Origin of the sequence: Rhizobium sp. R339 (genome assembly GCF_002211395.1) — a bacterium.
GTDB lineage: Bacteria > Pseudomonadota > Alphaproteobacteria > Rhizobiales > Rhizobiaceae > Rhizobium.
This window is the reverse complement of record NZ_LOKV01000001.1, coordinates 173,499-199,106: the sequence shown is the minus strand read 5'-3', so window position 1 is coordinate 199,106 and position 25,608 is coordinate 173,499. Positions and strand designations below refer to the sequence as shown.

The 25,608-nt window shown below is 58.5% G+C and carries 22 protein-coding genes; 13 read left to right on the top strand and 9 right to left on the bottom strand.

The annotated features are described in order from the left end of the window. Positions 1–14 precede the first annotated feature (14 nt). The 11 genes from ATY76_RS00945 (at position 15) to ATY76_RS00895 (ending at position 10,190) form a co-directional block, all read left to right on the top strand. Complete coding sequence (locus ATY76_RS00945) at positions 15–1,166, top strand: glycosyltransferase (protein WP_088672913.1); 1,152 nt, start codon at positions 15–17, stop codon at positions 1,164–1,166. Further along, a complete protein-coding gene (locus ATY76_RS00940) occupies positions 1,166–1,672 on the top strand; it encodes an acyltransferase (protein ID WP_064804382.1) in 507 nt (168 codons plus the stop codon). The genes ATY76_RS00945 and ATY76_RS00940 overlap by 1 nt, the downstream gene beginning before the upstream one ends. Beyond that, the gene (gene pssM, locus ATY76_RS00935; RefSeq protein WP_088672912.1) at positions 1,669–2,571 is read left to right on the top strand and encodes an exopolysaccharide glucosyl ketal-pyruvate-transferase; all 903 of its coding nucleotides are present in this window, start codon (positions 1,669–1,671) and stop codon (positions 2,569–2,571) included. The genes ATY76_RS00940 and pssM overlap by 4 nt, the downstream gene beginning before the upstream one ends. Positions 2,572–2,722: 151 nt before the next feature. Further along, entirely contained in the window at positions 2,723–4,225 is a 1,503-nt protein-coding gene (locus ATY76_RS00930; protein ID WP_088672911.1) for a lipopolysaccharide biosynthesis protein, read from the top strand. Positions 4,226–4,255: 30 nt separating this feature from the next. Beyond that, positions 4,256–5,287 (top strand): polysaccharide pyruvyl transferase family protein, encoded by a 1,032-nt coding sequence (locus tag ATY76_RS00925; RefSeq protein WP_088672910.1) that lies wholly within the window; start codon positions 4,256–4,258, stop codon positions 5,285–5,287. 12 nt (positions 5,288–5,299) lie between these two features. Beyond that, positions 5,300–6,121, top strand: coding sequence for a galactosyl transferase (locus ATY76_RS00920; RefSeq protein WP_088672909.1), 822 nt, complete (start codon positions 5,300–5,302; stop codon positions 6,119–6,121). A 78-nt stretch (positions 6,122–6,199) separates the two neighbouring features. After that, positions 6,200–7,138 carry a glycosyltransferase gene (locus ATY76_RS00915; RefSeq protein WP_088672908.1) on the top strand — a complete coding sequence of 313 codons (939 nt, stop codon included), beginning with the start codon at positions 6,200–6,202 and terminating at the stop codon, positions 7,136–7,138. A 23-nt stretch (positions 7,139–7,161) separates the two neighbouring features. Then, complete coding sequence (locus ATY76_RS00910; RefSeq protein WP_088672907.1) at positions 7,162–8,046, top strand: glycosyltransferase family 2 protein; 885 nt, start codon at positions 7,162–7,164, stop codon at positions 8,044–8,046. Then, positions 8,043–9,026, top strand: a complete 984-nt coding sequence (locus ATY76_RS00905; protein ID WP_088672906.1) for a glycosyltransferase family 2 protein — start codon at positions 8,043–8,045, stop codon at positions 9,024–9,026. The genes ATY76_RS00910 and ATY76_RS00905 overlap by 4 nt, the downstream gene beginning before the upstream one ends. Positions 9,027–9,258: 232 nt before the next feature. Continuing rightward, positions 9,259–9,717 (top strand): glucuronosyltransferase, encoded by a 459-nt coding sequence (locus tag ATY76_RS00900; RefSeq protein ID WP_088672905.1) that lies wholly within the window; start codon positions 9,259–9,261, stop codon positions 9,715–9,717. Then, positions 9,714–10,190, top strand: coding sequence for a glycosyltransferase (locus tag ATY76_RS00895; RefSeq protein ID WP_088672904.1), 477 nt, complete (start codon positions 9,714–9,716; stop codon positions 10,188–10,190). The genes ATY76_RS00900 and ATY76_RS00895 overlap by 4 nt, the downstream gene beginning before the upstream one ends. 42 nt (positions 10,191–10,232) lie before the next feature. On the opposite strand, the gene ATY76_RS00890 is transcribed toward ATY76_RS00895, so the two are convergent. The 4 genes from ATY76_RS00890 to ATY76_RS00875 form a co-directional block, all read right to left on the bottom strand. After that, complete coding sequence (locus tag ATY76_RS00890; RefSeq protein ID WP_088672903.1) at positions 10,233–10,928, bottom strand: SGNH/GDSL hydrolase family protein; 696 nt, start codon at positions 10,926–10,928, stop codon at positions 10,233–10,235. Positions 10,929–11,134: 206 nt separating this feature from the next. Beyond that, positions 11,135–12,442 carry an HlyD family type I secretion periplasmic adaptor subunit gene (locus ATY76_RS00885; RefSeq protein ID WP_088672902.1) on the bottom strand — a complete coding sequence of 436 codons (1,308 nt, stop codon included), beginning with the start codon at positions 12,440–12,442 and terminating at the stop codon, positions 11,135–11,137. A 15-nt stretch (positions 12,443–12,457) separates the two neighbouring features. Further along, complete coding sequence (locus ATY76_RS00880) at positions 12,458–14,224, bottom strand: type I secretion system permease/ATPase (RefSeq protein WP_088673719.1); 1,767 nt, start codon at positions 14,222–14,224, stop codon at positions 12,458–12,460. 472 nt (positions 14,225–14,696) lie between these two features. Next, complete coding sequence (locus ATY76_RS00875) at positions 14,697–16,265, bottom strand: right-handed parallel beta-helix repeat-containing protein (protein ID WP_088672901.1); 1,569 nt, start codon at positions 16,263–16,265, stop codon at positions 14,697–14,699. A gap of 639 nt (positions 16,266–16,904) precedes the next feature. On the opposite strand from ATY76_RS00875, the gene ATY76_RS00870 reads away from it, so the two are divergent. Next, positions 16,905–17,618 carry an Ig-like domain-containing protein gene (locus ATY76_RS00870; protein WP_280950920.1) on the top strand — a complete coding sequence of 238 codons (714 nt, stop codon included), beginning with the start codon at positions 16,905–16,907 and terminating at the stop codon, positions 17,616–17,618. A 170-nt stretch (positions 17,619–17,788) separates the two neighbouring features. Here ATY76_RS00870 and ATY76_RS00865 read toward each other — a convergent pair whose 3' ends face one another. The 5 genes from ATY76_RS00865 to ATY76_RS00845 all read right to left on the bottom strand — a co-directional run bounded on the left by ATY76_RS00865 (position 17,789) and on the right by ATY76_RS00845 (position 24,525). Next, complete coding sequence (locus ATY76_RS00865; RefSeq protein ID WP_088672899.1) at positions 17,789–18,493, bottom strand: hypothetical protein; 705 nt, start codon at positions 18,491–18,493, stop codon at positions 17,789–17,791. Continuing rightward, the gene (locus ATY76_RS00860) at positions 18,493–20,769 is read right to left on the bottom strand and encodes a polysaccharide biosynthesis tyrosine autokinase (RefSeq protein WP_088672898.1); all 2,277 of its coding nucleotides are present in this window, start codon (positions 20,767–20,769) and stop codon (positions 18,493–18,495) included. The genes ATY76_RS00865 and ATY76_RS00860 overlap by 1 nt, the downstream gene beginning before the upstream one ends. Before the next feature lie 51 nt (positions 20,770–20,820). Next, positions 20,821–21,516 (bottom strand): sugar transporter, encoded by a 696-nt coding sequence (locus ATY76_RS00855; protein ID WP_088672897.1) that lies wholly within the window; start codon positions 21,514–21,516, stop codon positions 20,821–20,823. Between the two features lie 81 nt (positions 21,517–21,597). Further along, positions 21,598–22,809 (bottom strand): polysaccharide biosynthesis/export family protein, encoded by a 1,212-nt coding sequence (locus ATY76_RS00850; protein WP_190233595.1) that lies wholly within the window; start codon positions 22,807–22,809, stop codon positions 21,598–21,600. Positions 22,810–23,115: 306 nt separating this feature from the next. Continuing rightward, entirely contained in the window at positions 23,116–24,525 is a 1,410-nt protein-coding gene (locus ATY76_RS00845) for an O-antigen ligase family protein (RefSeq protein WP_088672895.1), read from the bottom strand. Positions 24,526–24,833: 308 nt separating this feature from the next. On the opposite strand from ATY76_RS00845, the gene ATY76_RS00840 reads away from it, so the two are divergent. Continuing rightward, the gene (locus ATY76_RS00840; protein ID WP_088672894.1) at positions 24,834–25,433 is read left to right on the top strand and encodes a transglutaminase-like cysteine peptidase; all 600 of its coding nucleotides are present in this window, start codon (positions 24,834–24,836) and stop codon (positions 25,431–25,433) included. Positions 25,434–25,608 lie beyond the last annotated feature (175 nt).

The following is a 25,608-nucleotide window of genomic DNA, read 5'->3' as shown; positions in this document are numbered from 1 at the left end:
ACGCGAATAGATTCATGAGAAAAGCCGTTATTTACGTGGAAAAATTTTTGCCTGCCAGCCAGGCATTTGTTCTCAACCAGGCGGTGGCATTTCGTTCGTTCGAAGCTGAGATTCTTGCCGGTTCGCGCATCTCTTCCGCCCACACCAAAAAATCCACTGTTCCGGTTCATGACATCCGTCGCTCTCCCGTGGCGCGGGCCGGCGAGCTGCTTCTGAAAATCCCGCAGATCGGCCTGCCTTTCCTGTTTCCGGCGATCGGCCAGGCCGATCTCGTCCACGCCCATTTCGGCAAGAACGGCTATGTCATCGGCCCCTTGGCCAAAGCCGCAGGCAAGCCGCTGGTCACGACGTTCCACGGCTTCGACGCCACCTATGGCGGCGATCCGAAGAAGCCGGGCGGCTTCAACCAGGTGCGCTTCTTCGCCAAGGGACGCCGGGAGATGGCCGGCTGGAACAGCTGGAACATCGCCGTTTCCGATTTCATCCGCGACCGGCTGCTGGCGCTTGGATTCCGCCCCGATCGCGTCTATCGCCACCACATCGGCATCGATCTCGATCTCTTCAAAATAGAGCCGCGTCCACGAAAAAAGGGACTGGTGGTTTCCATTGCCCGTTTCGTCGACTATAAGGGCCACCGCTTCATGATCGACGCGCTTTCACGCGTGGCGGCCGCCGGCACCCCGGTTGAATTCGTCATGGTCGGACAAGGACCATTGAAGGAGGAAATCGAAGCCTTGGCGCGTCGTTCCTTGCCAAGCGTCACGATCCATGAAAATCTGTCTCAGACTGAGATAAGGGATCTGCTCGCCAGTGCGGAACTCTATCTTCATGGCAGTGTGACCCTCGATAACGGTCATGCAGAAGCATTCGGCCTCGCCAATCTGGAAGCCGAAGCCGTCGGTACTCCGGTTGTCGCATTTCGCTCGGGAGGTGTGGGCGAAGCGATCGAAGAGGGGAAAACTGGTTATCTCGTGGAGGAGCGGGATGTCGCAGGCATGGCGGAAGCGGTTGGAAGGCTGCTCAACGACCAGGCCCTGTGGACAGCCTTCAGCGCGCGGGCACCGCTTCTGGTGGCCGAGCGCTTCGACATACGTCGTCAAACGGGGATGCTAGAGGACTATTACAGTTCCGTTCTAGACGAATTTGCCAGCCGGGGTCGGACTTGATGGTGCAGACAGGAAAGAAGCCGAAGTGGGGGCTGAACGTATTTCGGCCGCTGCGGAACGGGATCGTTAAGGCCAAGTGGCTCTATTACACGAAATTCTGGGGTATGGACATCGATCCCACCGCCAGCTTTTCCTTGAGCGTGCGCTTCGACAAGACCAATCCGAAGGGATTGCACATCGGCGCCGAAACCTATGTCGCTTTCGAAGCCGCGATCCTCACCCACGACCTCACGCGCGGGCTCTACCTTCACACCAGGATCGGCAAGCGCTGCTTCATCGGCGCGCGCAGCATCATCCTGCCCGGCGTCGAGATCGGCGATGAATGCGTCATCGGATCCGGCTCGGTGGTGACCAAGAGCGTGCCGCCGCGCTCGCTCGTGGCCGGCAACCCGGCAAAGATAATCCGCAGCGACATCAAGATCATTTCGCGTTACGGACGCATGGCCCGCGAGGACGAAACGGTCACGCAGATCGTGACGCACTTGCCGACTGGAGAAGCACGATGAAGATGTTTGCCTATCGTGGGAAACACGAGAATTTCGGCGACGAACTGAACCATTGGCTCTGGGAGCGTCTGCTGCCCGGCTTCTTCGACGAGGACGAAAGCCAGCTCTTTCTCGGCATCGGCTCGATCCTCTATGACAATTTCGACCCGAAAATGCAGAAGATCGTCTTCGGTTCGGGCTATGGCGGCTACACCAATCCGCCGAAAGTCGACGGCAACTGGACGTTCTATTTCGTGCGCGGAAAGAAGACCGCCGAGGTCCTCGGCATCGATCCGAGCTACGCCATCGGCGATTCGGGCATCCTCACGCGCAGCTGCTGGGATGCGACGACCGTTGAGAAGCGGTATCCCGTCTCCTTCATGCCGCATTACGAAAGCGCCATGTATGGCAGCTGGGACAAGGTCTGCGACCTCGCCGGCATCCACTATATCGATCCTCGCTGGTCGGTGGAAAAGGTTCTGACCGAGATCAGCGCATCGCAGAAGGTCGTCTCCGAGGCGATGCACGGCTGCATCATCTCGGATGCGTTGCGCGTTCCGTGGCGGGCGATCCGGCCGATTGCGCCCGGCAACCGCGCCAAGTGGTATGATTGGGCGAGCGCGCTCGATCTGGAGATCGATTTCGATCCGATCGGCCCGTCGAACCTCGTTGAGGCAGGCGCATCGCTGGTCCGGAAAAACACATATCTGCTGAAGAACATAACCTTCCGTCACCGCCGCATCCGGCAGCTGACCGGCAACTATGTCTTCGGCTCGACGGTCAAGACGCTGCAGCGGGTGGCTGGGAAGCCAGGCCAGCTCAGCTCCGATCAGGCGATCGTAAGAGCGCATGAGAAAATGCTGGTCGAGTTGGACCGGCTGAAGCAAGATTTTTCGAAGAAGACGGCAAGCGCCCTGTGATGTCGCAAACCGGGTTCCTGACGAGGCAAGAAGGCATGATGCTTTCCAACGCCATCAACACTTGCTGCTCCCTTCGGGGAGAGAAGCACGCTGGCCGGGCGCGCAGCCCGCTGAAATGGTCAATGTCCCAGACCTCAGGAGCCGTTCGCCCATGAGCAGCGTTACCGACCGACTGATTCAGGGCAGCATGTGGCTGAGTCTCTCCCGCGCCATCGTCAACGGGCTCTCGGCACTCAGCACCTTCGTGCTCGCCTGGTATCTCGTGCCGGCAGATTTTGGTCTCGTCGCCATCGCAACGACGATCCAGGTCATCTTGAGTTCGGTCACCGAACTCTCGCTCAACCAGGCGCTCATCCGCCACGAGTCGCCGAGCGAAACGCACTTCAGCGCGGTCTGGACGTTGAGCGTGACGAGAAGCGCCATCCTGGCGCTGCTGTTTGCCGCCGCTTCCTATCCGATCGCCGAGTTTTACAACGAGCCGCGCCTGACGAGCGTCATGCTTGCCTTGAGCTTCAGCCTGCTGTTGAGCGGTCTCGCCAATCCGCGCCGCGTCATGCTCCAGCGCGATCTGATCTTCTGGCAGGAATTCGTCCTCAACGTCTCGCAGAAGCTGGTCGGCTTCATCGTGACGGTGGCGATTGCCGCCATCTATCAGAGCTATTGGGCCCTCGTGATCGGCACGCTGGCCTATCAGGTGACCAATATCATCGTTTCCTACACCGTCCTGCCCTTCTGGCCGCGCATAACCTTCCGCCATGCACGGGAATTGTTCTCCTTCTCGGTGTGGCTGACGGCCGGACAGATCGTCAACACGCTGAACTGGCGGATCGAATATCTGCTGATCGGCAAGATGCTCGGCGCCACGCAGCTCGGCCATTACACGGTCGGCAACACGCTTTCGACGCTGCCGACGCGTGAGGCCACGGCGCCGCTGAACCAGACGATCTATCCGGGCTTTTCCAAGGTCCGCAACGATCCGGTCCGGCTTATAGCGGCCTATCAGCGGGCTCAGGCGCTGCTGGCGGCCGTAGCGCTTCCGGCCGGTATCGGCATGGCGGTCGTGGCTGATCCGATGATGAGGCTTGCCCTGGGCGAGAAGTGGGTTCCGGCGATCTTCATCGTGCAGGCGCTCGCATCGGTCTTCGCCCTGCAGACCCTCGGTTCGCTCGTCCAACCGCTCGGCATGGCCAAAGGCCATACCAAGATGCTGTTCATCCGCGATACACAGATGCTGGTGGTTCGCGTTCCCATCATCATCGCCGGCCTCGTGATCGGCGGACTTACGGGCGTCGTATATGCGCGCGTGCTGACGGGCCTGATTTCCACCGTGGTCAACATGCTTCTCGTCAAGCGCCTGATCAACCTGCCGTTCTTCCAGCAGCTCGCGGCCAATTTCCGCGCGCTTGCGAGCGTCGCCCTGATGGCCGCCGGCGTCTGGGGACTGTCGCATATTGTCAGCATGCCCGCCGACAAGCTGCATCTGGCGCTGTATCTCGCCTTCCTCGTCATCACCGGCGGCATCATCTATGTCGGATCGAGCTTCGTTCTTTGGGTTGCGATGAAGAAGCCCGCCGGCCCGGAAACCGAAGTTCAGCGCATCGCTGTCAAGTTCCTGTCAAAAGCAAAACGTATTGCCGTACCCAAGTCGGCCTGAAGCTAAACGAACATCAACAAGAGAGGCAGAATGACCAGCCAATCCAGATCGGAGCTGATCGCAAAACTCAATGGCATGATCCATGATTGCCTGAAAGACTATGTCTCGCGCGATGAACCGCTTGCGATTCTCGACTTTCCCGACATCCGCAACTGCGGCGACTCGGCAATCTGGCTGGGTGAGATGGCCTATCTCAAAAATCGCTTCGGCAAGCGCCCGGACTATGTTTCCAGGCTGTACGATTTTTCCGCCGACGAACTGAAACGCCGCGTGCCCACAGGCCCGATCTTCATCCACGGCGGCGGCAATTTCGGCGATATCTGGGTTGCCCACCAGGATTTCCGTGAAATGATCATGGAGCGTTTCCCGGACCGGCAGATCGTCCAGTTTCCGCAGTCGATCCACTACAGCTCGGCCGAGCGCATCGAACAGTCCAAGCGGGCCATCGGGCGCCACAAGAATTTCGTGCTGCTGGTGCGCGACGAGGAATCGAAGGAATTTTCCGAGAAGCACTTCGACTGCGCCGTGCGCCTATGCCCCGACATGGCCTTTGCCATCGGCGCGCTTCCGGAACGGGCGACGCAGATTCCCGTCCTCGCCATGCTGCGCGAGGATGCGGAACGAGTCGGCGGCGGCGATCGCAAGATTCCTTCCGATATTCCTGTGGAAGACTGGATTACCGAGTCGAAACGGAAGGTGGATATTGCCAAAAAGCTGGGTGTCGCTTCGGCCTACCTCGCATTGAAACCGAGCGAAGTTGCCTTGCGCAGGCTGGACGCAGCGGCTCACAACCGCTTCGAACGCGGCATCAGCCAGATCTCGCGTGCCCGCGCGATCGTGACCGATCGCCTGCACGTTCATATCTGCTCGCTGCTGCTCGGCCGCCCGCATGCGGTGCTGGACAACAGCTATGGAAAGATCCGCCGCTTCATGAATGCATTCTCCGGCGGAACCGATCTTTCATACAAGGCGACCTCGCTCGAAGACGGCATCGAGTGGGCGCGTCAACAGGCGGCCAAGGGGCGTGTCGCTGAGAAAGAAGCTGTCGGCCTGCGGGCGTAAGGGGGTTATTTGATGCCACTTGTCACCTTCATCATCCCCGTCCGACATCAGGACAATGCCCGCGATTGGAGCAAGCTGAAGGCGAACCTCGGCCAGACCGTCGCCTCCATCGCCAATCAGACCAATGGAGATTGGCGCGGCATCATTGTGGCCAACGAAGGCGCCGACCTGCCTGACTTGCCGGAGAAATTCTCGGCGGTACGCGTGACGTTTCCGCCGAACGACATGCATGAGCTTGGCAAGGGCACCAAGGAAGACTTCCTCGATGCCTTCCGCGCCGACAAGGGCCGGCGCGTGCTGAGCGGCATGTTGGCCGCCGCCGACAGCCGCTTTTTCATGATCGTCGACGATGATGACTTCGTCAGCTCCCGGATCGTTCAATACGTATCGGAAAATCGCGATGCCAACGGCTGGACGATCGACCATGGCTACATCTGGGACGATGGCGGCAATTTCCTGCTTGGTCACGATGACTTCAGCCATCTCTGCGGCACGTCTCTGATCATTCGCGCCGATCTCTACGAAGTGCCGCAGCGGTTTGAGGATGCCTCGCTCGATTGGATCAAATCGATGCTGGGCAGCCACGTCCGCATCGCCAACATTCTCGCCCAGCGCGGAGCGCCGCTGACGAAACTGCCCTTCCGGGGCGCCGTCTATCGCGTTGCTCATGGCGGCTCGCACAGCCGGGCGCCGAGCCTGATGAGGCAGTATTTCCTCAATCGCGGCGCGCTGTCCAAGCCACGGCGCTGGTTGCGCAATTTCCGCAAGCTGAGAATGCTCGGCGAGGGGCATAGGCGCGAATTTTTCGGCAAGGCGCGGTCGAATCCCGCGTAGAATGATCCGCTCGAACATCACAGGCAGCCGGAATATGAGGCTTTTCACCTACGACTTCACCAAGAGGGTTGGTAACTGATGTCGGACCCATTCGTCAGCGTGCTCTTTTCATCCTACAATGGCGCCAGCCGCCGGCTGCGCCATACGCTGGAATCCCTGGTCACCCAGGAACTTCCCCACGACCGATGGGAATTGATTGCTGTCGACAACAATAGCAATGACGACACGTTCAACCTTCTGAAATCGTACAGCGACAAGCTTCCGATCACCGTCCTTCAGCAGCGGAAGCCGGGAAAATCCGGTGCACTGAACATGGCTTTGGATCGCGTCAAGGGCGATCTCATCGTCTTCACGGACGACGACATTCGTGCCGAGCCGAACTGGCTGAAGGCGATCGTCGACTGCGCCGTCGCGCATCCGGGTTTTGGCGTCTTCGGCGGCCGGATCGTTCCCGATTGGGAAAGGGAGCCGAAGGACCGCTTCATCGACTGGATCCCGATGGGGTCCACCTTCGCGATCGTCGACGAAACGCAAAGCGGGCCGTGCGACCCGACGAAGGTGTGGGGTCCGAACACGATCGTCCGGCGGGAATTGCTTGGAACGAGCGTGCGCTACCGGGAGGATATCGGCCCCCTGCCCGGAAAGATGTTCGCGATGGGCGAAGATGCCGAAATCATCATCCGCCTGGCAGCGAGCGGCGCCAAATCCTATCGATGCGCCGAGGCCGTGGTTCACCACTGGATCCCGGCGTCGAGCGTGACCGAGGATTGGGTTCAGAAGCGCGGCGAGCGGCTCGGCTACGGCATGCCGGCGCTGTTTCCGGACGAGGTTCCCGAAGGCATAAGGCTGAGCGGCGTTCCGTTGCAGACCTGGCTTGAAAGCGCCCAATGGGCCTTCCGGGCGGCCATGCTCTATCTGCTGCCGCAGTCGAAGAAGCGTTTCTGGGCGATCTGGAAATACTACTATATGCGCGGGTATCGTGCCGGCATCCGCCGATACGCGCCGCTGGCGCGGTGATCGATTGGCCAGGAGGCGGTAATTTGAAACTCTCGGTGCTGATCAACAATTTCAACTATGGGCAGTTCCTGCGCCCATGCATCGACAGCGTTCTGTCGCAGACCTATCCCGACTTCGAAGTAATCGTCGTCGACGATGGCTCGACGGATGATTCCCGCGACATCCTCGCGTCCTACGGTGACAAGATCCGGTCGGTGTTGAAGGAAAACGGCGGCCAGGCCTCGAGCTTCAATGCGGGCTTTGCGGCCGCAAGCGGCGATATTCTCTTTCTCCTCGATGCCGACGACACGTTTCTGCCCGGCAAGCTCGAGCGCATCGCCGAGATCTACGACCGCAACGAGATCGACTGGTGCTTCGACCGCGTAACGACGAATGAAGACGATCAGCCTTCGCCGGAGCTGCAGGTAGCACTGTTCGACAAGCGGGAAACATTGCGCAAAGGCGGCTTTCCCTCGCTGCCCGTGCCGACATCGGGCCTGAGCTTCCGCCGCGACCTGCTGGCCCAGATCCTGCCGATGTCCGTCGCGAGGGATGTCGTACTCAGCGACAACTACATCAAATTCGCCGCCGCCTATCTCGGTCGCGGCGCCATCGTCGAAACGCCGCTGACGTTTCAACGCATTCATGCATCGAACCGCTACACCCACACGAACAGGGCAAAGACGCTGCGCCCGCGGATCATGATCGCAACCGGGCTGGAACTGGCGCGCCGCTATGACGGCCTGCAGGCGCTCGGCAAGAGCCTCGTGGCCGGCGGCATTGCCCAGACCACATCGCTGCTGAAGCTTCACAGCGAAGCGCGCGATACGGTTGCCGGCGGCCCGTTCGGCGAGAATGCGGCGACCGAAGTCGCCTGGATGGCGGCGCGCAAGCGTCTCGGAAATATGCTGCGGAGAGGCCAGTCATGAACCAGCAGGATGCTTCTCAGCAGTCCTCCGCCGGCGCCGCTCAGGCAGGCGCGGTGCCCTTGAACATTGCCGTCGGCGTGCTGACCTACCGGCGTCTCGACGGGATCGCCAAGCTGCTCGACGTGATGACACGCCAGATCAAGGATCCTGCCCGCCCCTATCATCTCACCATGGTGATCGTCGACAATGACGCGGCCGGCAGCGCAAGGGCCACGGTCGAGAGCTTCGGGCAAACCGGCGCCTACGACCTGATCTACGTCGTCGAACAGAACCAGGGCATACCCTTTGCGCGCAACCGCGCGATGGATTCGGCGCCTGCCGGCACCGACCTCTTCTGCTTTCTCGATGATGATGAGTGGCCGGTCGATGGCTGGCTGGACGCGATGCTGGAGACGCGCGAAAAGAACCGCGCCGATTGCGTCTACGGCCCAGTGCAGCCGGTCTATCCCGAAAATCCGCCGGAATACTTCATCAAGGCGAGGGTCTTCGAGCGCAAGAAGAACAGCGACGGCCAGCGCATTTATTATGCCGCTTCCAACAACGTCATGTTCGATTATCCGCTGATCCGCTCATGGAACCTGCGTTTCGAAGAGAAGATGCGCTACACCGGCGGGACCGATTACCTGTTTTTCAATCAGGCCGTCCGCCGCGGGATGAAGGTTTTCTGGGCCGACAAGGCGCTGGTCTATGATATCGTTCCTGCGAGCCGGATGACCTGGAAATGGGTGTTGCAGCGGCAATATAGGCTCGGCAATACCTTCGCAGTCAGCGAGGTCCTGCATGGCAACCTCAAGCGCCGGATCTATCGCGCGGCCTATGGCGCCACGCGCGTGATGCTCGGGGTGGCCATGCTGCCGGCAATCCTGATTTCGCCCTACTGGGGCATGCGCGCCCTCACCCATCTTCTGCGCGGCGCCGGCATGGTCAACGGGATCCTCGGACATGCATACCAGGAATATAAGCCCAATGCCGCCCATTAGTATTCATTGCGGCTTTTCTTCTGTTGCGAATAGAAAAGATCGCCAGCCGCCGGCCCTCGGTAAATATCGTCAGATGAAACATTGTTTCGAATCGCGAGTTTCCACATGATCCTCAAGTTTCGAGTTTCGGTCAGTAATAGTAGAATTCCATTGAACTGCCACGATGGAGCCACGGTTTCGGTGGAACGGTCGTACGCTCTTATCGTCGGTCCAACATGGGGGATGCCTGTCCATGGCTGAGAAAAAATTGAAGGTTCTCGCGGCCTCCTCGGGAGGCGGCCATTGGGAGCAGCTCATGGCCATGCGCGGCGCATTCGAAGGCTGCGATATCATCTTTGCAACGACCATCCCGGGACTGCTTGCCAAATACGACATTCGGGACGGACTGGTTCTTCCCGATTGCAGCCGCGACTCGATCACCATGTCGATCCGCTGCTTTTTCAGCGCCTTCGCGATCGTCATCAAACACCGGCCCGACGTCATCATCTCCACCGGCGCCGCACCCGGGCTTTTCTGCCTGCTGGCCGGCAAGCTCGCGGGCAAGCGAACGATCTGGATCGATAGCGTCGCCAATGTCGAGAAGCTCTCCCTCTCGGGCAAACTGGCCGGCCATATCGCCACGCTGTGGCTCACGCAGTGGCAACATCTGTCGCGGCCGGATGGCCCCCATTACGCAGGAGCCGTCCTTTGATCCTCGTTACCGTCGGAACGCAGCTGCCCTTCGATCGCCTCATCAAGGCTGTCGATAGCTTCGCGAAGGACTTGACCAAACCTGTCCTGGCACAGATCGGCAAGGGCACTTACACGCCGCAGAACATGAAATGGATCAAGAATATCGAGCCTCAAGACTTCGATAAGGTCTTTCGCGACGCAACTGTTATCGTCTCCCATGCGGGGATCGGAACCGTCCTCACGGCAAAGCGCTTCGGCAAACCGATCATTCTCATTCCCCGGCAGGCATCCCTCGGCGAGCATCGAAACGATCATCAGCTTGCCACGGTCAGCCAGCTCGAAGGCCGGCCGGGCATTTATGTCGCGCATACCGAGGAGGATCTCAAAAACTACCTCCTCCAGGACCTGGACAGTCCCTCCCACGAGGACCCGTCGGAAGCTGGAAGGGCTTCGCTGGTCAGCTACCTCAAGGGCTATCTCGCCGAAGTCTGAGCCGGAAGCCGCCGCAGACGCTGCCGGCAAGGCAGAGAGATGTCATTCTCCGCAATTGCGCCCGGCAATCTTTTCGACCAGTTCGGGCACGACGATTTTGGCAGCCATGCCAGGCAGGGGATGAGCGCCATCGGGAATAGCAACATCCAGGTCATCCGGCGTCAGGCGCTCCCAGTTCGGCCGGTGGTCGACAAATTCCAGGCCGCGTTTTTCCGCCTCCGCCTGATGCGCCAAGATATAGCTTCCGACAAAGGGCCGGATCAGGCCGCGCATGCCTGAAAACGGGTTCATGGCCATCACGATAATCCGCGCTTGCGGCAGGCGTTGCCGAAGCTTGTCGAGGATGTCGCCGATATTTTTTCGGCTTTGCGCAAGCGACACGAACCGATGCAGCGTCGCGTCGTTGGCATAAAGCTCGATCAGAACGATATCCGGCTGCTCGGCAGCGACGCGATCGATCTGGGTCAGAGCCCAAAGCGTCGTCTCGCCGCTTTTCGCCACGCTATCGACTTCCACGGGCCTGTGCAGGCAGGCTGCAAGCTCCGCCTGAAGAGCAGGCTGCCAGCCGCCGCGGGCCGTCAAGGATGTTCCGAAAGCAACGATCTTCAATGGCGGAAGGTTGTCCGCAAAAGCGTTTTTGGACATCGAGAGCGCCATGAAGCACGCCAAAAACAGAACCAGTCCATGGACCCGCCGTCTCTCAGATGGCGCCGCACGCCTGAACCGCAAACCTATCATGGAGAGACCATATCCCGGCGGAGGCGATACGTCACGCAAACAGCAAGGAAGTACCGCTCATCCCCGACCAAGCCGGCCTACAGCAGGCTTGAGACAATATCAGGAGGTGGCCGCGCGCCTCTTCGATGCGAGAAGAACCTCGCTTCATCAACGCGCGCACTCTGCCGTGCCGTTAGCTCGCTTACGCGGCCCGACACGGCTGCAGGTCATTCCTCGCGGAACACGTGCTGCATCTGATCGGTCAGCGGCTTCGTGAGATAGGAAATCACGGTCCGGTCGGCGATCTTGATGAAGACTTCGGCCGGCATGCCAGGATAGAGCTTTATCGACTTCAGCTTCGCAATGCTGTCCGCCTTCGGCTTAACCCGGAGAGGATAATAGCTGATGCCGGTTCGCTCATCCTTGACGATATCTGGCGCGATGGACGTGATCTCGCCTTGCACATCGGGCGTCGTGCGCTGATCGAAGGCACTGAAGCGCACATCGACGGATTGGCCGACGTGAATTTGGTCGATGTCGCGGGTAGCGACTTTCGCCTGGACCGTCAGATCCTCGTTCTCGGGAACGACGAGCATCAGCGTCTCACCGGGATTGATGACGCCGTTGATCGTGTGAATTGCAAGCTCGTGAACGCGCCCGCTGAGCGGCGCGGTAATATCGAGACGGCGGAGCTGATCGACCGCGGTTCCGCGCCGCTCTTCATATTCGGCGATCTGCGCCTCGACGTCGGTGAGGTCTTTCGCGATCTCCGAACGGCGATCCTCATCGAGCTGGATCGATTGGCGATCGATCTCGATCGCCTTGCCCTCGGCCTCCGCCTTTGCGGCGATTTCCTGGCCGCTATTGCCCTGCAGGTCGGCGCGCGCTCGCTTCAGGGTGTTCAAACGCTGCAGCGTGACCAGCCCCTTCTTGTAGAGGACGTCGATGCCTTCAAGTTCCTGCTCGATCAGGGCAAGCGAGTCATTCGTCGCGTTGATCTGAACGACCAAGCCTTTGATCTGCTCGGCCAACTGATCCTTGCGTGATGCCAGCTGGCTCTTCATGCCGATCAGCGCCGATCTGCGGCTGTCGAACAGTTTCGTCTCGCCGTCGAGCAGATCCCGTGCGGTGGTGCTGGATGTCAGATCGCTGATGTTTTCCTGAACCTGGAAAGACTCGGCGCCGATCCGCTCCGCTTTCAGCCGCGCACGGCGCGCATAGAGCTGGGCGAGCGTGCTCTCGACGATCGAAAGCTCCGCCTTCGTCTTCGTCCCATCGAGCCGTATTAGAACCTGTCCGGCCGACACATGATCATTCTCGGCAACGAGCAGTTCCGAGACGATACCGCCGGTCAGATGCTGGACCTTCTTGACGTCGCCGTCGACGACGACCACGCCTTCGCCGATGACGGCGCTCGAAAGCTCTGTCGTTGCCGCCCAGCCGCCGATGCCGCACACGAGAGCAATGGACAGGGCGCCGACAACCGCCACATGGCGATTGAGGGAGCGTTTCGATTCACTGACAAGCTTATTCACGATAGTCCCTCCGGCCTATTCGGCCGCGTTCATGCCGTCAACGACGACCTTAAGCTGCGCGACGCGGTCGGCAATCGGCGTACGCGCCGGTTCCGGCCGACTGACCCGCGCCAGCACTTCTTCCTTCGGGCCGAAAGCGATCATCCGGCCTTCCTGCATCATCAGCACGAAGTCGCAGACGGCCAGAACGCCGGAGCGATGCGCGATGACGACGACGATGCCACCGCGTGCACGCACGCTCATGATCGCCGCACTCAGCGCCCGTTCGCCTTCTTCATCGAGATTGGAGTTCGGTTCGTCGAGAACGACGAGGAAGGGGTCGCCGTAAAGCGCTCTCGCAAGTGCGACGCGCTGTCTCTGGCCAGCCGAAAGCGCTGCCCCGCCTTCGCCGATTTCGGTTTCGTAACCGTTCGGCAGACGCAGAATGAGATCGTGGACCCGCGCCGCCCGCGCCGCGGCAACGACTGCCTCCGGCGACATATCCTTGGCGAAGCGGCAGATATTCTGCGCGACCGTGCCGGAGAAAAGCTCCACATCCTGCGGGAGATAACCGATATGGCGGCCGAGCGCATCGCCATCCCACTGATCGAGTGCCGCGCCATCGAGACGGATGGAACCTCTGACGGTCGGCCAAACGCCCATCATTGCCCGCGCCAAAGACGATTTACCCGAGGCGCTGTAACCGATTACGCCGAGCGCGCTCCCTGCCCTCAGGCCGAAGCTGATATCGGAGATGACCAGGCGCTGGCCGGCCGGCGGTCCGCTCGCCAGCCCCTCAACCGTGACCTGCTTGGAAGGGGCGGCAAGCGCCAGCGGAGCCGGAGCCTCCGGAATGGTTTTCAGAAGGTTCGACAGCCGCGCCCAGCTCTGCTGGGCGGAGACGAAGCCGCGCCAGTTGCCGATCGCTGCTTCCACAGGCGCCAGAGCGCGGGACGTCAGGATAGAACCGGCGATGATGATGCCCGAGGAGGCTTGGCCTTGAATGACCAGGATTGCGCCGGTTGCCAGCGTTGCGGACTGCAGCGCGATACGGAAGATCTTCGAGAGCGTCGCATAGCCGTTGCCGACATCCGATGCCTGCCGGTTGATGGTCCGGTATTCGTCGTTCTTGCGGTTCCAGATTTCACCCATGGTGCCAGCCATGCCCATCGCGTGAATGACCTCCGAGTTGCGGATCGAGGTCTGCGCGAAGGCATTGCGCATATTGGCGGCTTCGGATTGTTTTTTCGAAAGCGTCCGCGTTCCCTGGTTGGTCAGGAAGGTCAGGATGGCGAGTATGAGCGCGCCACCGATCGCGATATAGCCGATCGCCGGATGGAACAGGAAGCAGATCACGATATAGAAAGGCAGCCACGGCAGATCGAACATCGCGGTCGGGCCCATGCCGGACAGGAAGGTTCTGATCTGATCGAAGTCGCGCAGCGGCTGAAGCCCGTCCCCGCCGATCTTGACCTTCATCGGCGCCTTGATCAACGCCCGGAACACCCGCCCGTTCATCATCTCGTCGAGCGCACCTGCCACGCGAACGAGCATCCTGCTGCGCAGAACTTCGAACGCCCCCTGAAAGGTGTAAAGAGTTAACGCAAGTATAGCCAAGGCCGCAAGCGTGGGTATGCTTTTACTCGGGATGACCCGGTCATATACCTCAAGCATAAAAAATGAACTTGTGAGATAAAGGATGTTGACGAGCGCACTTGCTATTCCGATGAAGACAAGGCCCCCCTTGCATTTGCGCAAGGCTTTGGATGGCTCGCTGATATCAGCTGCTGAATTCTGAAACACCAATTAATCCTCTCCTACCACATCGCACGCAAGCAAATAGGCCTGCACACATTGCAGCTACGGGTTCATCAGGCCCGAACATTGACACACCTGCTTTAGAAGTCCGACGCCGGCGCCGAACTTCCGATTGCAGCCGATAGCTTATTATATGAATCCCACTGAAAAGTGACCAAAAATACAAATTTATAACGAGCGATTTCAGGGGGGCTCAAGCTTAACGCTACGCTAAACAGACCAGCGCAAGCAAGTGAAAATCGCAAAAGCGCCCAACAACGGCTCAGACATATGAACGCATCACGTGCAGAGACTCGATATTTACTGGGATGTTAACTATAGTTTCAATCTATAGTTTTCCGCCTGTGATCGGCGGAACATTTCGCCCCGAGATCCTCCCTCCACTTTTCCCCTCCGCAACCGGGCGGCTGCACGGTCTTGGAGCGTCGAGAATAAGGCATCCGCGTGGCACGGGCCGTCACACCAGCAGGTGCGAAGCCTGGCTGCTATGGAACGAATCCACGTTGATGAACACACTCAGGCTATCCGTATCGATGTGCGAAGCGCCATCGGAGATCTTGTACTGGAAGGACTCGCTGACTTTGCCACTGAGGCCGGCGATTTTCGCTTCATCGACCGTGTAGGTATAGTCGCCATCCTTCTCGATGTGGATGACACCGTATTTCCCGGTCAGCGTTAGGCCGTTCTTCTCCACCGCACTGTCGCCGAAGCGGCGAAGCAGAACCGTTCCATTGGCCGCACTGTCATTGTCGAGAAGATTGCCATGATAGGCGCCGCCCGTGTCGGTCGAGATCTTCAGGCTGTCATGGACGGCGAGAATCTTTTGAACGACGCCAGCGGATACGATCGGTGTCTGGACTTCAGGCGTGGGCGCCGGCACTTCGACAGGCTCGGTCGGCGTTACAGGGGTAGGCTCACTACCAGTCGAAGCGTCGATTTCGGCTTGCGCCTGTTCGAGCGTCTTGTTCTCGCCTATCGAGAAAGTGTTCTGGACGGCAATTGCCGTAGGCATCGTCAGCGTCGGTATATCGCTGTCGATGATATTGTCATAGAAGGAGCCTGTTGCCGGCCTGTCAACCTTCAAAGCCGACGAGGACAGGTCGTCAAAGACGTTGTTGTGGACGTTGATATCCGTACGGACATAGTTTGGGTAACCCGCGGCGCTGATCGAGACGCCCCAGGCGCCATCATGAATATAATTCCCGCTGATATCATAATTCGTTGCATTGCCTTGGTCTCCAAGGCCGATGCCGAAAGACCAGTTGTAACCGCCATATCCCGAGATGTCATTGTCGTGGATGGCGATATTCGTGCCTGCGTTGGCACCGATGCCGAACCCGCCGCCGACCACGGTGTTGTCCTCGACCAGGGCATTTACAGCCCGAACCAGCACCAGGACCCCCTTCGCGCTGTTGGTCTCCGTCTGCTCCAGGTGGTTGTCCTTGATCAGGATGTTGCTGCTGTCGTTCAATTGGACGGCGTCAGCCGCTGCACCCTGGCTGTTGAGGACCACATTGTTGGCAATGGTAACGCCGTTGACTTTCTCCATCCAGATGCCGTCACCATTTACGCCGACGATCTTGCTGTTCTCGATGGTAATATTCTGGCTGCTCTGGAAGTTGACCGAACCCGGCTTGCCGGCAAGACCGGTATTTTCCACCTCGACGTTGCGCACGGTCCAATTCGAGACGTTCCCTGCATAAATCGCCGCACCGCCGGTATCAGCGATCTTGATATTCTCGACAACGATGTTGGAGGCCTTTGATCCGTGAATGCCGTCATTGCTGCTGTGAATAACCGGCGCCTCGCCGACTCCGTAACTGCCAATCGTGATCGGAGCGGCGACAGTGCCGGAGTATTTCAAGTCGAATTGCTCGTTGAACACGCTTCCGGCCGCAAGCAGAACGCTGTCGCCCGGCTTCAGCCTCAGGGATTCGACAGCTGAGAATGTCGCAAAAGGTGAACTCTCGCTGGTTCCGCTGTTGGAGTTGGAACCTATTGCTGAGTTTACATAGTAGACGGTCATGCGGCGCTCCCCAGAGTTATGGAAAAGCTTCTAACCGCGGACCTCTCTCTACCTGCTAAAATGAAACACTAAAATGCATTGCATCTGGCCGTAATTCTTCAGTTGTCAGCATAATAATCGACGAAAGCGGCATATTTCGCGGTGCAGCAATTAAAATTCAAGAAGAACACGCATACTAAACTGAGAATCTTTCGATCTTCTACTAGCGCTGGTTGCCGAAAGAGGAAGCGTTTACCCTATTTTTTATCACCGTCGGAGAGGGGGACGATCGTTTGGGGGATATCAGTCCACGACGGACGGTTCTATGCGGGGGCTCGCCCGACCTCAATAACCCAAAGTGGTTAGATGGATATCCGGCTCACCCCAAAAGAGAACAGTCCTATTCGCATAAATGTCACATAAATAAAAAAATGTTTCATTCGAATAAATATCGTTTTCTGCTTAAACCCTTGCGCCACCAATTTTTACTAACGCTATAATATTCAGGCGCTTGACCATCCTATACATATTTAGGGTGCGTGATTATTACAATACATACCCAGAAATGTTCACTCCGTGTTAATTATGTTCTTGACTCCATGTATTAACACATCCTTAATCGGCCAGCTCGCCTGTGCCAGTATTGACCAGCGAATAACAATTCACGGAGAGAGAACAATGGCTATTCACGCAACAGACGATACAGCAACATTTCTGGAAACTGATGTAATTTCTGGAAATCTGCTTGCGAATGACACATCCGACGGCAATCTGTTCCTTCGTTTCTTCGACCAGCAGAGCGTCGGAGCCAAGCAGGGCAACAGCCAGATCACCGAAATCCAGGGCGATTACGGCACGTTCTTCGTCAAGCCTGACGGCAGTTACACCTATGTGCTGAGCGATGCTGCCAAGGTGGGCTTCACCAATGGCGAAATTCTCCAGGAGAAGGTCTCTTACAAGATCTCCGACGGCGCTGGCCACACCGACGTCGGCCTCTTCACCCTGAACATCCAGGGCGTCACCCAAGTCAAGCCGATCGCAGTCGACGATTCCTACAGCTTCACCGAAGGCAGCCCGATCGGCGGCAACGTTCTCGACAACGACATCCCCGGCGACAACGGTCACCTCTTCCTCCGTCAGTTCGACGGCACGGCCGTTGCGGGCGCCAATGGCGCCGTGACCGACATCGCCGGCACCTACGGCACCTTCCACGTCCAGGCGAATGGCGAGTTCACCTACGAGCTGACGTCGGACCTCGCTCCGGGCGAGCAGGTCAAGGAAACCGTCGAATACTACAAGATCTCCGATGGCGAAGGCCACACGGATGCCGGCATTCTAACGCTCAACATCACGGGCGCAGGCGCAGAGGTCTGATCATCAAGAGCCCGTCAAGGGACAGTGCCCGCCACTCACGTGGCGGGCACTACTTTTATAAGCGGGGATTTCGTGAGGAATTCCAGCTCACCCTTCCAAAACCTTGCAATCACTAAGGCCTGGTGCGTGGCTTAACTACTCCAGATCGCTTTCATGGAAGCTTCTGGCGATCACTTGCTGCACCGCTGTCGAAACCGTGCCGTTGCGCCGACACCTACGCTCGTCCAGGTTTGATCGAAAATCGGACGAAGCTGCGGGCTGATCGCTTTCATGGCCGCATTGACCAAGCAGCGATCTCCAAGTTTCAGCATTGTCACGAGATCCCTATCCAGCACGCGTTTTGAAGCCGAAAGCGTTGCCTCGGTAAATTCGTTCCAGAAATAGAACCGCGTCAGAACCATCGACTGGTCGTAGGGCGCGAGAGCAACTGACCGCTCCATCATACCGGCTATCGAATGTGACTCCTCTGCAATCGTCGACTGTATGGCTGCAAGGCGAAGCCAAAAATTGCTGTTCGTCGGCATGCAGGAAACGGCATAGCGCAGATAATCGCGGGCTCCCGCAGCAGCAGCAGCCCAAGCCTCGTAATTTACATTGGCATTCTGCCGGTCAAGCTGCGACAAAACGAGCGTCGCACCAGCTGCGACAATGTCGGATCGACAATAGTTTCCGCCGGTCATACCGGCGATCTGCGAGGCATATCTTGCTGCGACATCATCCGATACGACTTGGCCGCGCTCAATTCTTTCCGCAATGATCGAGATGCTGGCCGCCCTTATCGAGGCGTATAGCTCTCGGGCAGCCAGCATCGAAAAAACGACGGCAACGGTAAGAAAAGCGATTCTCGAGACCGAGAAGGACTGACGGCGAAACATCAGCTTTCGGTATAGTACCGAGAATAGCGCTTATAGTAATATTCGCTGGAGCCGAACGTCCGGTAAAGTTTCATCTGCGACGGGTCAACCTTAGTCAGAATCGCACCGACGCACTTGGTGTAGATTTCCGGTTCGGACAACAGGGTCGATTGCACCACCTTACGCGACGTCTTCCCCCACTCGATGACGAATACCATCGCATCGAGCTTCGAGTTGATGGCGCGCGCATCCACCACGGGAGCCAGAGGCGGTAGATCGACGACAACATAATCGAAGTTCTGGCGCGCAACTTCCAGAAGCTGCTCCATCCCATGCGAGGCGAGCAGTTCGGAGGAATGCGGAACACGATAACGCGCAACCGCCGGCAGGAACGCGAGCTTCGTTTTGGGATCGAGGAGGATCAAGTCCTTCAGCGGACGGTTATCGACAATCGCTTCGAGCAGCCCGGCTTCCGCATGGCGACCGATCGCCCGAGTTGCGCCAGGATTTCGCATATCGCCGTCGATGAGCAGGCAGCGCGCACCCTGCATCGCCAGAAGCTTGGCGAAATTGATTGCAGTCGTCGACTTGCCCTCGCCTGGCAGGCTCGACACGACGCCGATGACTTTGCAGCGCTGATCCGACGCACTGATATCGATGGCAATCTTAGCGCTTCGCAGCGATTCCGCGAATGCCGATAGCGGATGCTCCTCGACATAGACGGTGGTCTTACCGCCCTTGGCGATGCTGCGTGGATTATTCGGATCGACCAGCGTCGGATCATCCACGTTGTTTTCGACCAGCGGCATGACACCGAGAGACTCGATATCGAGTACCTCTCTGACATCATCGCCGGTGCGGAAGAACCGATCCCGGAATTCTCGGAAAGCAGCAATCCCGCTTCCGAAAGCACATCCGAAGAACATCGCGATGGCGACGACCAGGCTGCGCTTGGGAGCGCTGGGTTTCGTCGGGGTCTCCGCCTTCGTGATGATGCGCGCAGCGGTGATCGGGAAGCTCTGCTGCTGAATTGCCTCCTGGTAGCGCGTCAGGAAGCTTTGATAGAGGTTCTTATAGGTATCACGCGTCCGCTCGAGTTCGCGAAGCTGCACCTGCGTTTCACCGGCACTCGCGGCTATGCCCGTCGCCTCATCGACGCTCGTCCGCAGGGACACTTCACGGGATTTCGCGACCTGCAGCTCGCTCTGATAGCTTTCGGCGATACGGTTCAGCTCATCGAACATCAGCCGCCGATATTCCGCCATTTCAGCGCGAAGACGAACCGCCTGGACGTGGTCGGGACCAAGCCGCGCCTCGATCTCCGTCTCGAGCTTCGAAGCTTCCAGATATTTCTTGCGAAGGTCGTTGGAAATCGAGCTGTCGAGCACGTCGGTGACGATCGCGTCGGTCTGCTTGGCGTCGATGATCGACTTGATGCGCGCATACTTCGCTTCGGCCTGTGCCGTGTCGGCCTGGGCTTTGATCAGCTGGGTGTTCAGTTCGGAAAGCTGCTGCTCGCTGAGCAGCGTGCCGGATCCCGCCTCGACAAGTCCATGCTCGCTGCGGAACTTCTGGACGGCGAGGTCGGTGTCCAGCGCCTGCTGACGGAGTTCCTCGATACGCTGCTGCAGCCATTCACCGGCCCGGCGTGTCGCCTCATATTTCGAATTGAGCTTATCGACCAGGTAAACGTCGGCAATGGCCGCCGCGATGTCGCGGGCCAGATCGGGTGACTGCGAGGTATAGCTGACATCCAGGACGTAGGAACGTCCGACGCGCTCGACATCGATGTTGCCCGCCACGGTTTGCGCAGCGTTGCGCCGCTTCATTTCCGGATCGGGCGCGACGACGGCGTCATCGGCAAACCACGATTTGAAATTCAGCAGAGATTTGAATGTCGCGATCGAAAACAGCGAATTCTGCTGCGCATTGAACACCGGATCGTCGACGAGCTTCAGCTTATCGACGACGGCATAGGCGATCGTGTCGGACTTCAACAACTCCACTTGACTGAGGACAGTGCCCTCGTCGTCGTCCAGCTGGCCGAAAGCCGCAAGTTGGTTGATCACCTGATTGTCGCTGCGATCGATCAGCACACTCGTGTCGGCGGTATAGACCGGCACCGATGTCAGCACATAGACCACGCCAAGTATGGCGAAGGCAAAAGCACAAGCCGCGACAACCCGCCACTGACGGCGGGCAATTGCGATGAGCTTGTCGAAATCGATGAAATCAGCATCGTTTCCGGTATCGCGGGAGGGGTCGATACGCGGCGTAAGTTTATCTGGCGATAGCAATTTCGATCTCCAACAAAGGCGTCAAGCGCCAAGATCTACAGGCAATTCCAGCTATTGTGTGACCGGGACACTCTGGCTCGTCGACTCCGTCGTGTCAGTGGACGACTGGCCTCCCCCATTCGTACTGACGATAGTCGTGGTGGTCGAAGACGAGTCGGCGTTCGAAACCTTCAGCGTTCCGGCAGTGGTCTCTGCGCCATCAAACGGCGTGCCGTCGTCAGAGCCGGGGCCTGTCCGGCCGATCGACCCATCATTGCCGATGCCGGCTGCGGCAGCGGCTGCACTCGCACCCGGGCCGAGCGCCGCGGTCCCGCCTTCGGCGAGGACCTTTGCAAAGGCGGCAAGCAGCGGCGCGAGATTCGGATCGGCGCTCGCCGCCTCGGCGACCGCCTTTTCGATCGCCAGCTTGAACTGCGGATCGCTCACCTGGCAGCTGTTTGCCGCCCGGCCGAGACCGGAGCCGATCGCCGCCATCTGCGCGGCATCGGCCTTCTTGGCCTGCTCGATCACCGGCGCCAGCGCATCATTGCTGCTTCCGACCAGTGCACGGACACGCGATGACAGAACCAGCGGGTCGGACATATCGAGCAGAGCGGCAGGATTGGCCGTAAATCCACTGATATCGACGGAAGTAAGATTTGCGGGACCCAGGCAAGCTGCCGCAAAGGCGCTTGAATTCATGCCGGCAAACATCGCAACAGCAATTCCGCCATATGCAAGCTTACGAGAAACACCAAACCTTGCCATATCAGTGGTTTCCTTCATCAAAACCGCTAATGAAAACAGCGCGCGGCGTTGGTCGTTTGCGACCAACGCCGGCTATTTCACTCAATTGCCAAGATCCTGTATCGCATTACGGGTATCGTTGGCGTCATCCGTTACACCTGACACAGTGGACGATACCGAGTTTACGATGTCAAGGAACTTGACCAGTTCGACAGAGTCCGAATTGGAAATATAGATAATATCCTTGTCTTCCATCTTGAACTGCTGGGCGGCGAACAAGGTGGCAGGATCGCGAAGGTTGGCGCGGATGATCACCGGAATCGTGTCGCCTGCAAACTTCGTCGTGTCGACATGCATGGCTGCAAGCGTCTTCTTCGGGACAAGGCGATAGAGCAGGACCTGAGCCGGATCCGCGCGGTCATCACGCAGGCCGCCCGCCTTGGCGATGGCTTCGCCGAGGGTCAGGTCGGATTCTTCGAAATCGAAACGGCCGCTGACGCCTGCGGCGCCGAGCGCAAGATAGGTACGGCGCTCATGATCGACCGAGACCGTATCATTCGGCGCGACATAGATATTCTCCGCCGGATTCTTCAGTAGCGTGTTGTAGGCGACGGTTGCCGTCTTGCCGCGACGCTGCAGCGTTACATTCGTTTCGATATTGTTGGTCGTCAAACCGCCGGCGGCGGAAATGACATCGAGAATGCGCTCACCGGCCGGGCTGATCGTGATGCGCTGAGGATTGTTGACGTCCCCGAGCACGGCCACCTGGCTGGAGCGGTTGGTCGTCGTCGTAATAACCACCTGCGGCTCGATCGCGCGGCTTGCCAGCCGATCTTCGACGTCCTGCTCCACGGTCTCCTTCAGGCGACCGGCGGCCGGAACGCGACCGGCGTAGGGAATGGTGATCGTCCCGTTTCTATCGATGGTCTGCTCTGGCAGAGAAATGTAATTGCCGGGCCGGCTTCCGGCATCCGAGGGAATGAACAACCCGCCGGACTGAGCTTCGAAGATGGCAACCTGGACGACGTCGCCATAGCCAAGCGGAATTTCAGGCGCCCCGCCACGACCGCCGCCGAACCCCTTGAAGGACGTCGGCTGGACGGAGGTAAAATGCGGCAGAACGTTCTTGCTGAGGTCGACGAGAGCGTAGTCAATGCCGACACGCCGCTTCTCTGTGGTGACCTTTACCGCTGCATCTCGATCAACGTCTTTGTGATCAGGACCGGATCTTGGCAAGGACGTGCAGCTTGCCAATATAGTGGTTAGCGCAACAACAATGGCGACGCGTGTACTAGCTACAGGAAAACAACTCATAGAATATCCCGTGTTAACGCCCTTGAAGCTACTGCCCCGCAATCTGCCAAAATACAAGACAATCCCCGATCCATCATCACTGAAAGCCGATTAACATTTCTCTAACTGTGGCAGCCCGGCAACGTCCGGACCCCCAGCAAACGAAAACGGCCCCAATCCGACTCTTCTGGCGTCGGCAATAATCTGAAGGCTCCCCCCGCTATAAAATCTCTTGCATTTGAGAGTCAACACTGCGGCACTGCAACAATTACCGTTTTCGAAAAACCTTCATAAAAACCATTCATTTAGCTTTTTGTTACTTAGCAATCACGCATATTGCCGATCCGTCTCCGGCTGGCTGCGGCCCAGACTTATGGCGACGATTGCGCTGAGGAAGGCGGCGAAAAATACGGCGAAACCCGGTATCTGCAGCGAGAAATCAACCGCCGCATGGAGGGCGACCAGAACCGTCGCCGCGACGCCCAGAAGAACATAATGCCGCAGGCGCCGCCTCTGGGTGAGCCCGCGCCGGAACACCACGGCAAGCACCCCGAAGACAGCAAGGGCCGCGATGGGAAACACGATCCCGAGGCCCAGAAATCCTTCGAGGTAGAAATTGTGCGCGCGATCGAAAACCCCGAGAATTCCGCAGGCCGGATCGCGATAGGCGGGAAAGACGGTGCGGAAGGTTCCAAGGCCCGTGCCTGTCAGCCAGTGATCCGAAATGGCACGCCATATGCCCGGCAGCATGCAGAACCGCTGGTCGTCTTCGAGCCGCCGTTCCTTTGCACGCAGGATCGCCTGGCCTGCAAATACTGCCAGCAACACGACGACGAAAGCGATCGCCGAGAAAAGCTTCAGCATCGAGCGCCATTTCGGCGCCGCCGTCAGATGACGCGTCGAGCCGTTCCAGTGGATGACAAGCCAAGGAAAATAGATGAGAGCGGCAACGAATGTCGCGAAGATCCCGGCGCGCGAGCGGCTCAGCATCAAGGCGGTGAAGCATGCGCATAGGAGCAGAATGTAAATCCAGGATCTCACGAGCAGCATGTTCCGGCCCGGTTCGTCCGGCGGATACTTCGCAAGCGCGCGGGTAATATCCCTGATCAGGGTCAGCATGAGCAACGTGCCGAGCCCAAGGAAGGTCGCGGCAGTGTTGCGGTTGACGAAGACAGCCGTCAGGCTGTCGAGGTAGGCGTGTTTTTCGATGACGATCAGGATTTTGGGAAACATCGAAAACTGCAGCAGGCCGAAAACCGCAATCGCACCGGCCGAAAGCCCAAGCGCGCTCAACACTTTTCTCGCACGCTGGTCGGTATCGCACAGAAGAAGGCCGGTCAGGAAGGTGACGAAGGGCAGCGCGACCCAGAGCATCGAAGCGAGCGTGTCGGCCGGCTCGACCGAGATCGCAGCATATTGCACGCCTGCCAGCTCACGCGCAGCACGCCAGGCGGGGTTTGTCAGCCAATCGGAGCGCATGTCGATGGTCTGCACGAAGGTCCAGCCCGTCACCACGACCAGCACAAGCAAGGCGCTGCTGAAAACCCATCTGCTCTGCCTCGGCTCCCCGAAAATCAGCGCGGAAACAATGGCGAGGCCAAACATGGCGATCGCGGCGAAGGCGAAGGGAAAGGGCGTGACGCTGCCAAAAGGAATAAGTGTCAGTATAACGAGGCCGACAAAGGCGAAGAGGAGGACCTCTCGTAAAACCTGCCTGTTGATGAAGCTGGATAACATTCGATTTCGTTTACCAAGGCAGGCAGCAATCAAAGCCATGCAACCAAAGCGTTTAATCTACACGCACTAACATAAGTTGCATATCAAGCGCTTGCGTGCTAAATCGTAACAGAATTCCACATCGTATAAAATTGTCGCGAAAGGTTTAAACCAATCGAGACAAGCCCCGGCTATGCTCCTGTCAAAGCAGCAAGAACGGGACAGACGTTCTACGGCCAATACTTGGCAGATCACTCAATCGCCATGCCATTGACTGGGAAAAAAGGCAAGCCTGATCTCAATCGGTTGTCCTGAACGGGGATTACGACATGAAGAAAACATTTGTTACACTTCTGGCACTCACCTTCGCAGCAGGCAATGTTAGCTCGGCATTGGCCGCCGGCCCAGCAGGTCTTGCCCGCGGCCTGAACAACAATTCGGCGGTCAGCTATATCTCTGAAAAAGGCAAGATCATTCCGCCCTTCGCCCAGGTGCTGTTCTGCGCCCAGAATCCGGCCGAATGCCGCGACAATAACGGTTCTGAGGTTCTCGCGCTGACGGACAAGGACATGCTGCAGCTGAAGAATGTGAACAGCAGCGTCAACCGCACGATAATCGGCCGGAACGACTCCCGCAGCGAATTGAACGGCGACGTCTGGAAGGTGAATGTGCGCAGCGGCGACTGCGAGGATTTCGCGTTGACCAAGCGCAGCCGGCTGATGGCAATGGGCTGGTCATCGCGGGCTTTGCGCATCGCCACGGCCTATACACCCTCCGGTGAAGGCCATGCGGTCCTTGTGGTCAGAACCGACAAGGGCGACCTGGTGCTCGACAACAGGCAAAGCAGCATCAAGAACTGGCGCGATACCGATCTGCGCTGGGACAAGATTCAGTCGGGAACCGACCCATACGTCTGGTACCGGCTGTAACAGCGAAGTTATAACCACAGGCGAAAGGCGCGACGAGCGGATCCGCAAATTCGCGAGCGCGCTTTCCGCAGTGTAGAGACCGATCCACCCTCCACGGGATTGAAGCCGAGCCGGCTCTGATGAACGGCTCGGCTTGTCATATCGCGCACACAAATCTATGTTTTGGCTGTCGATG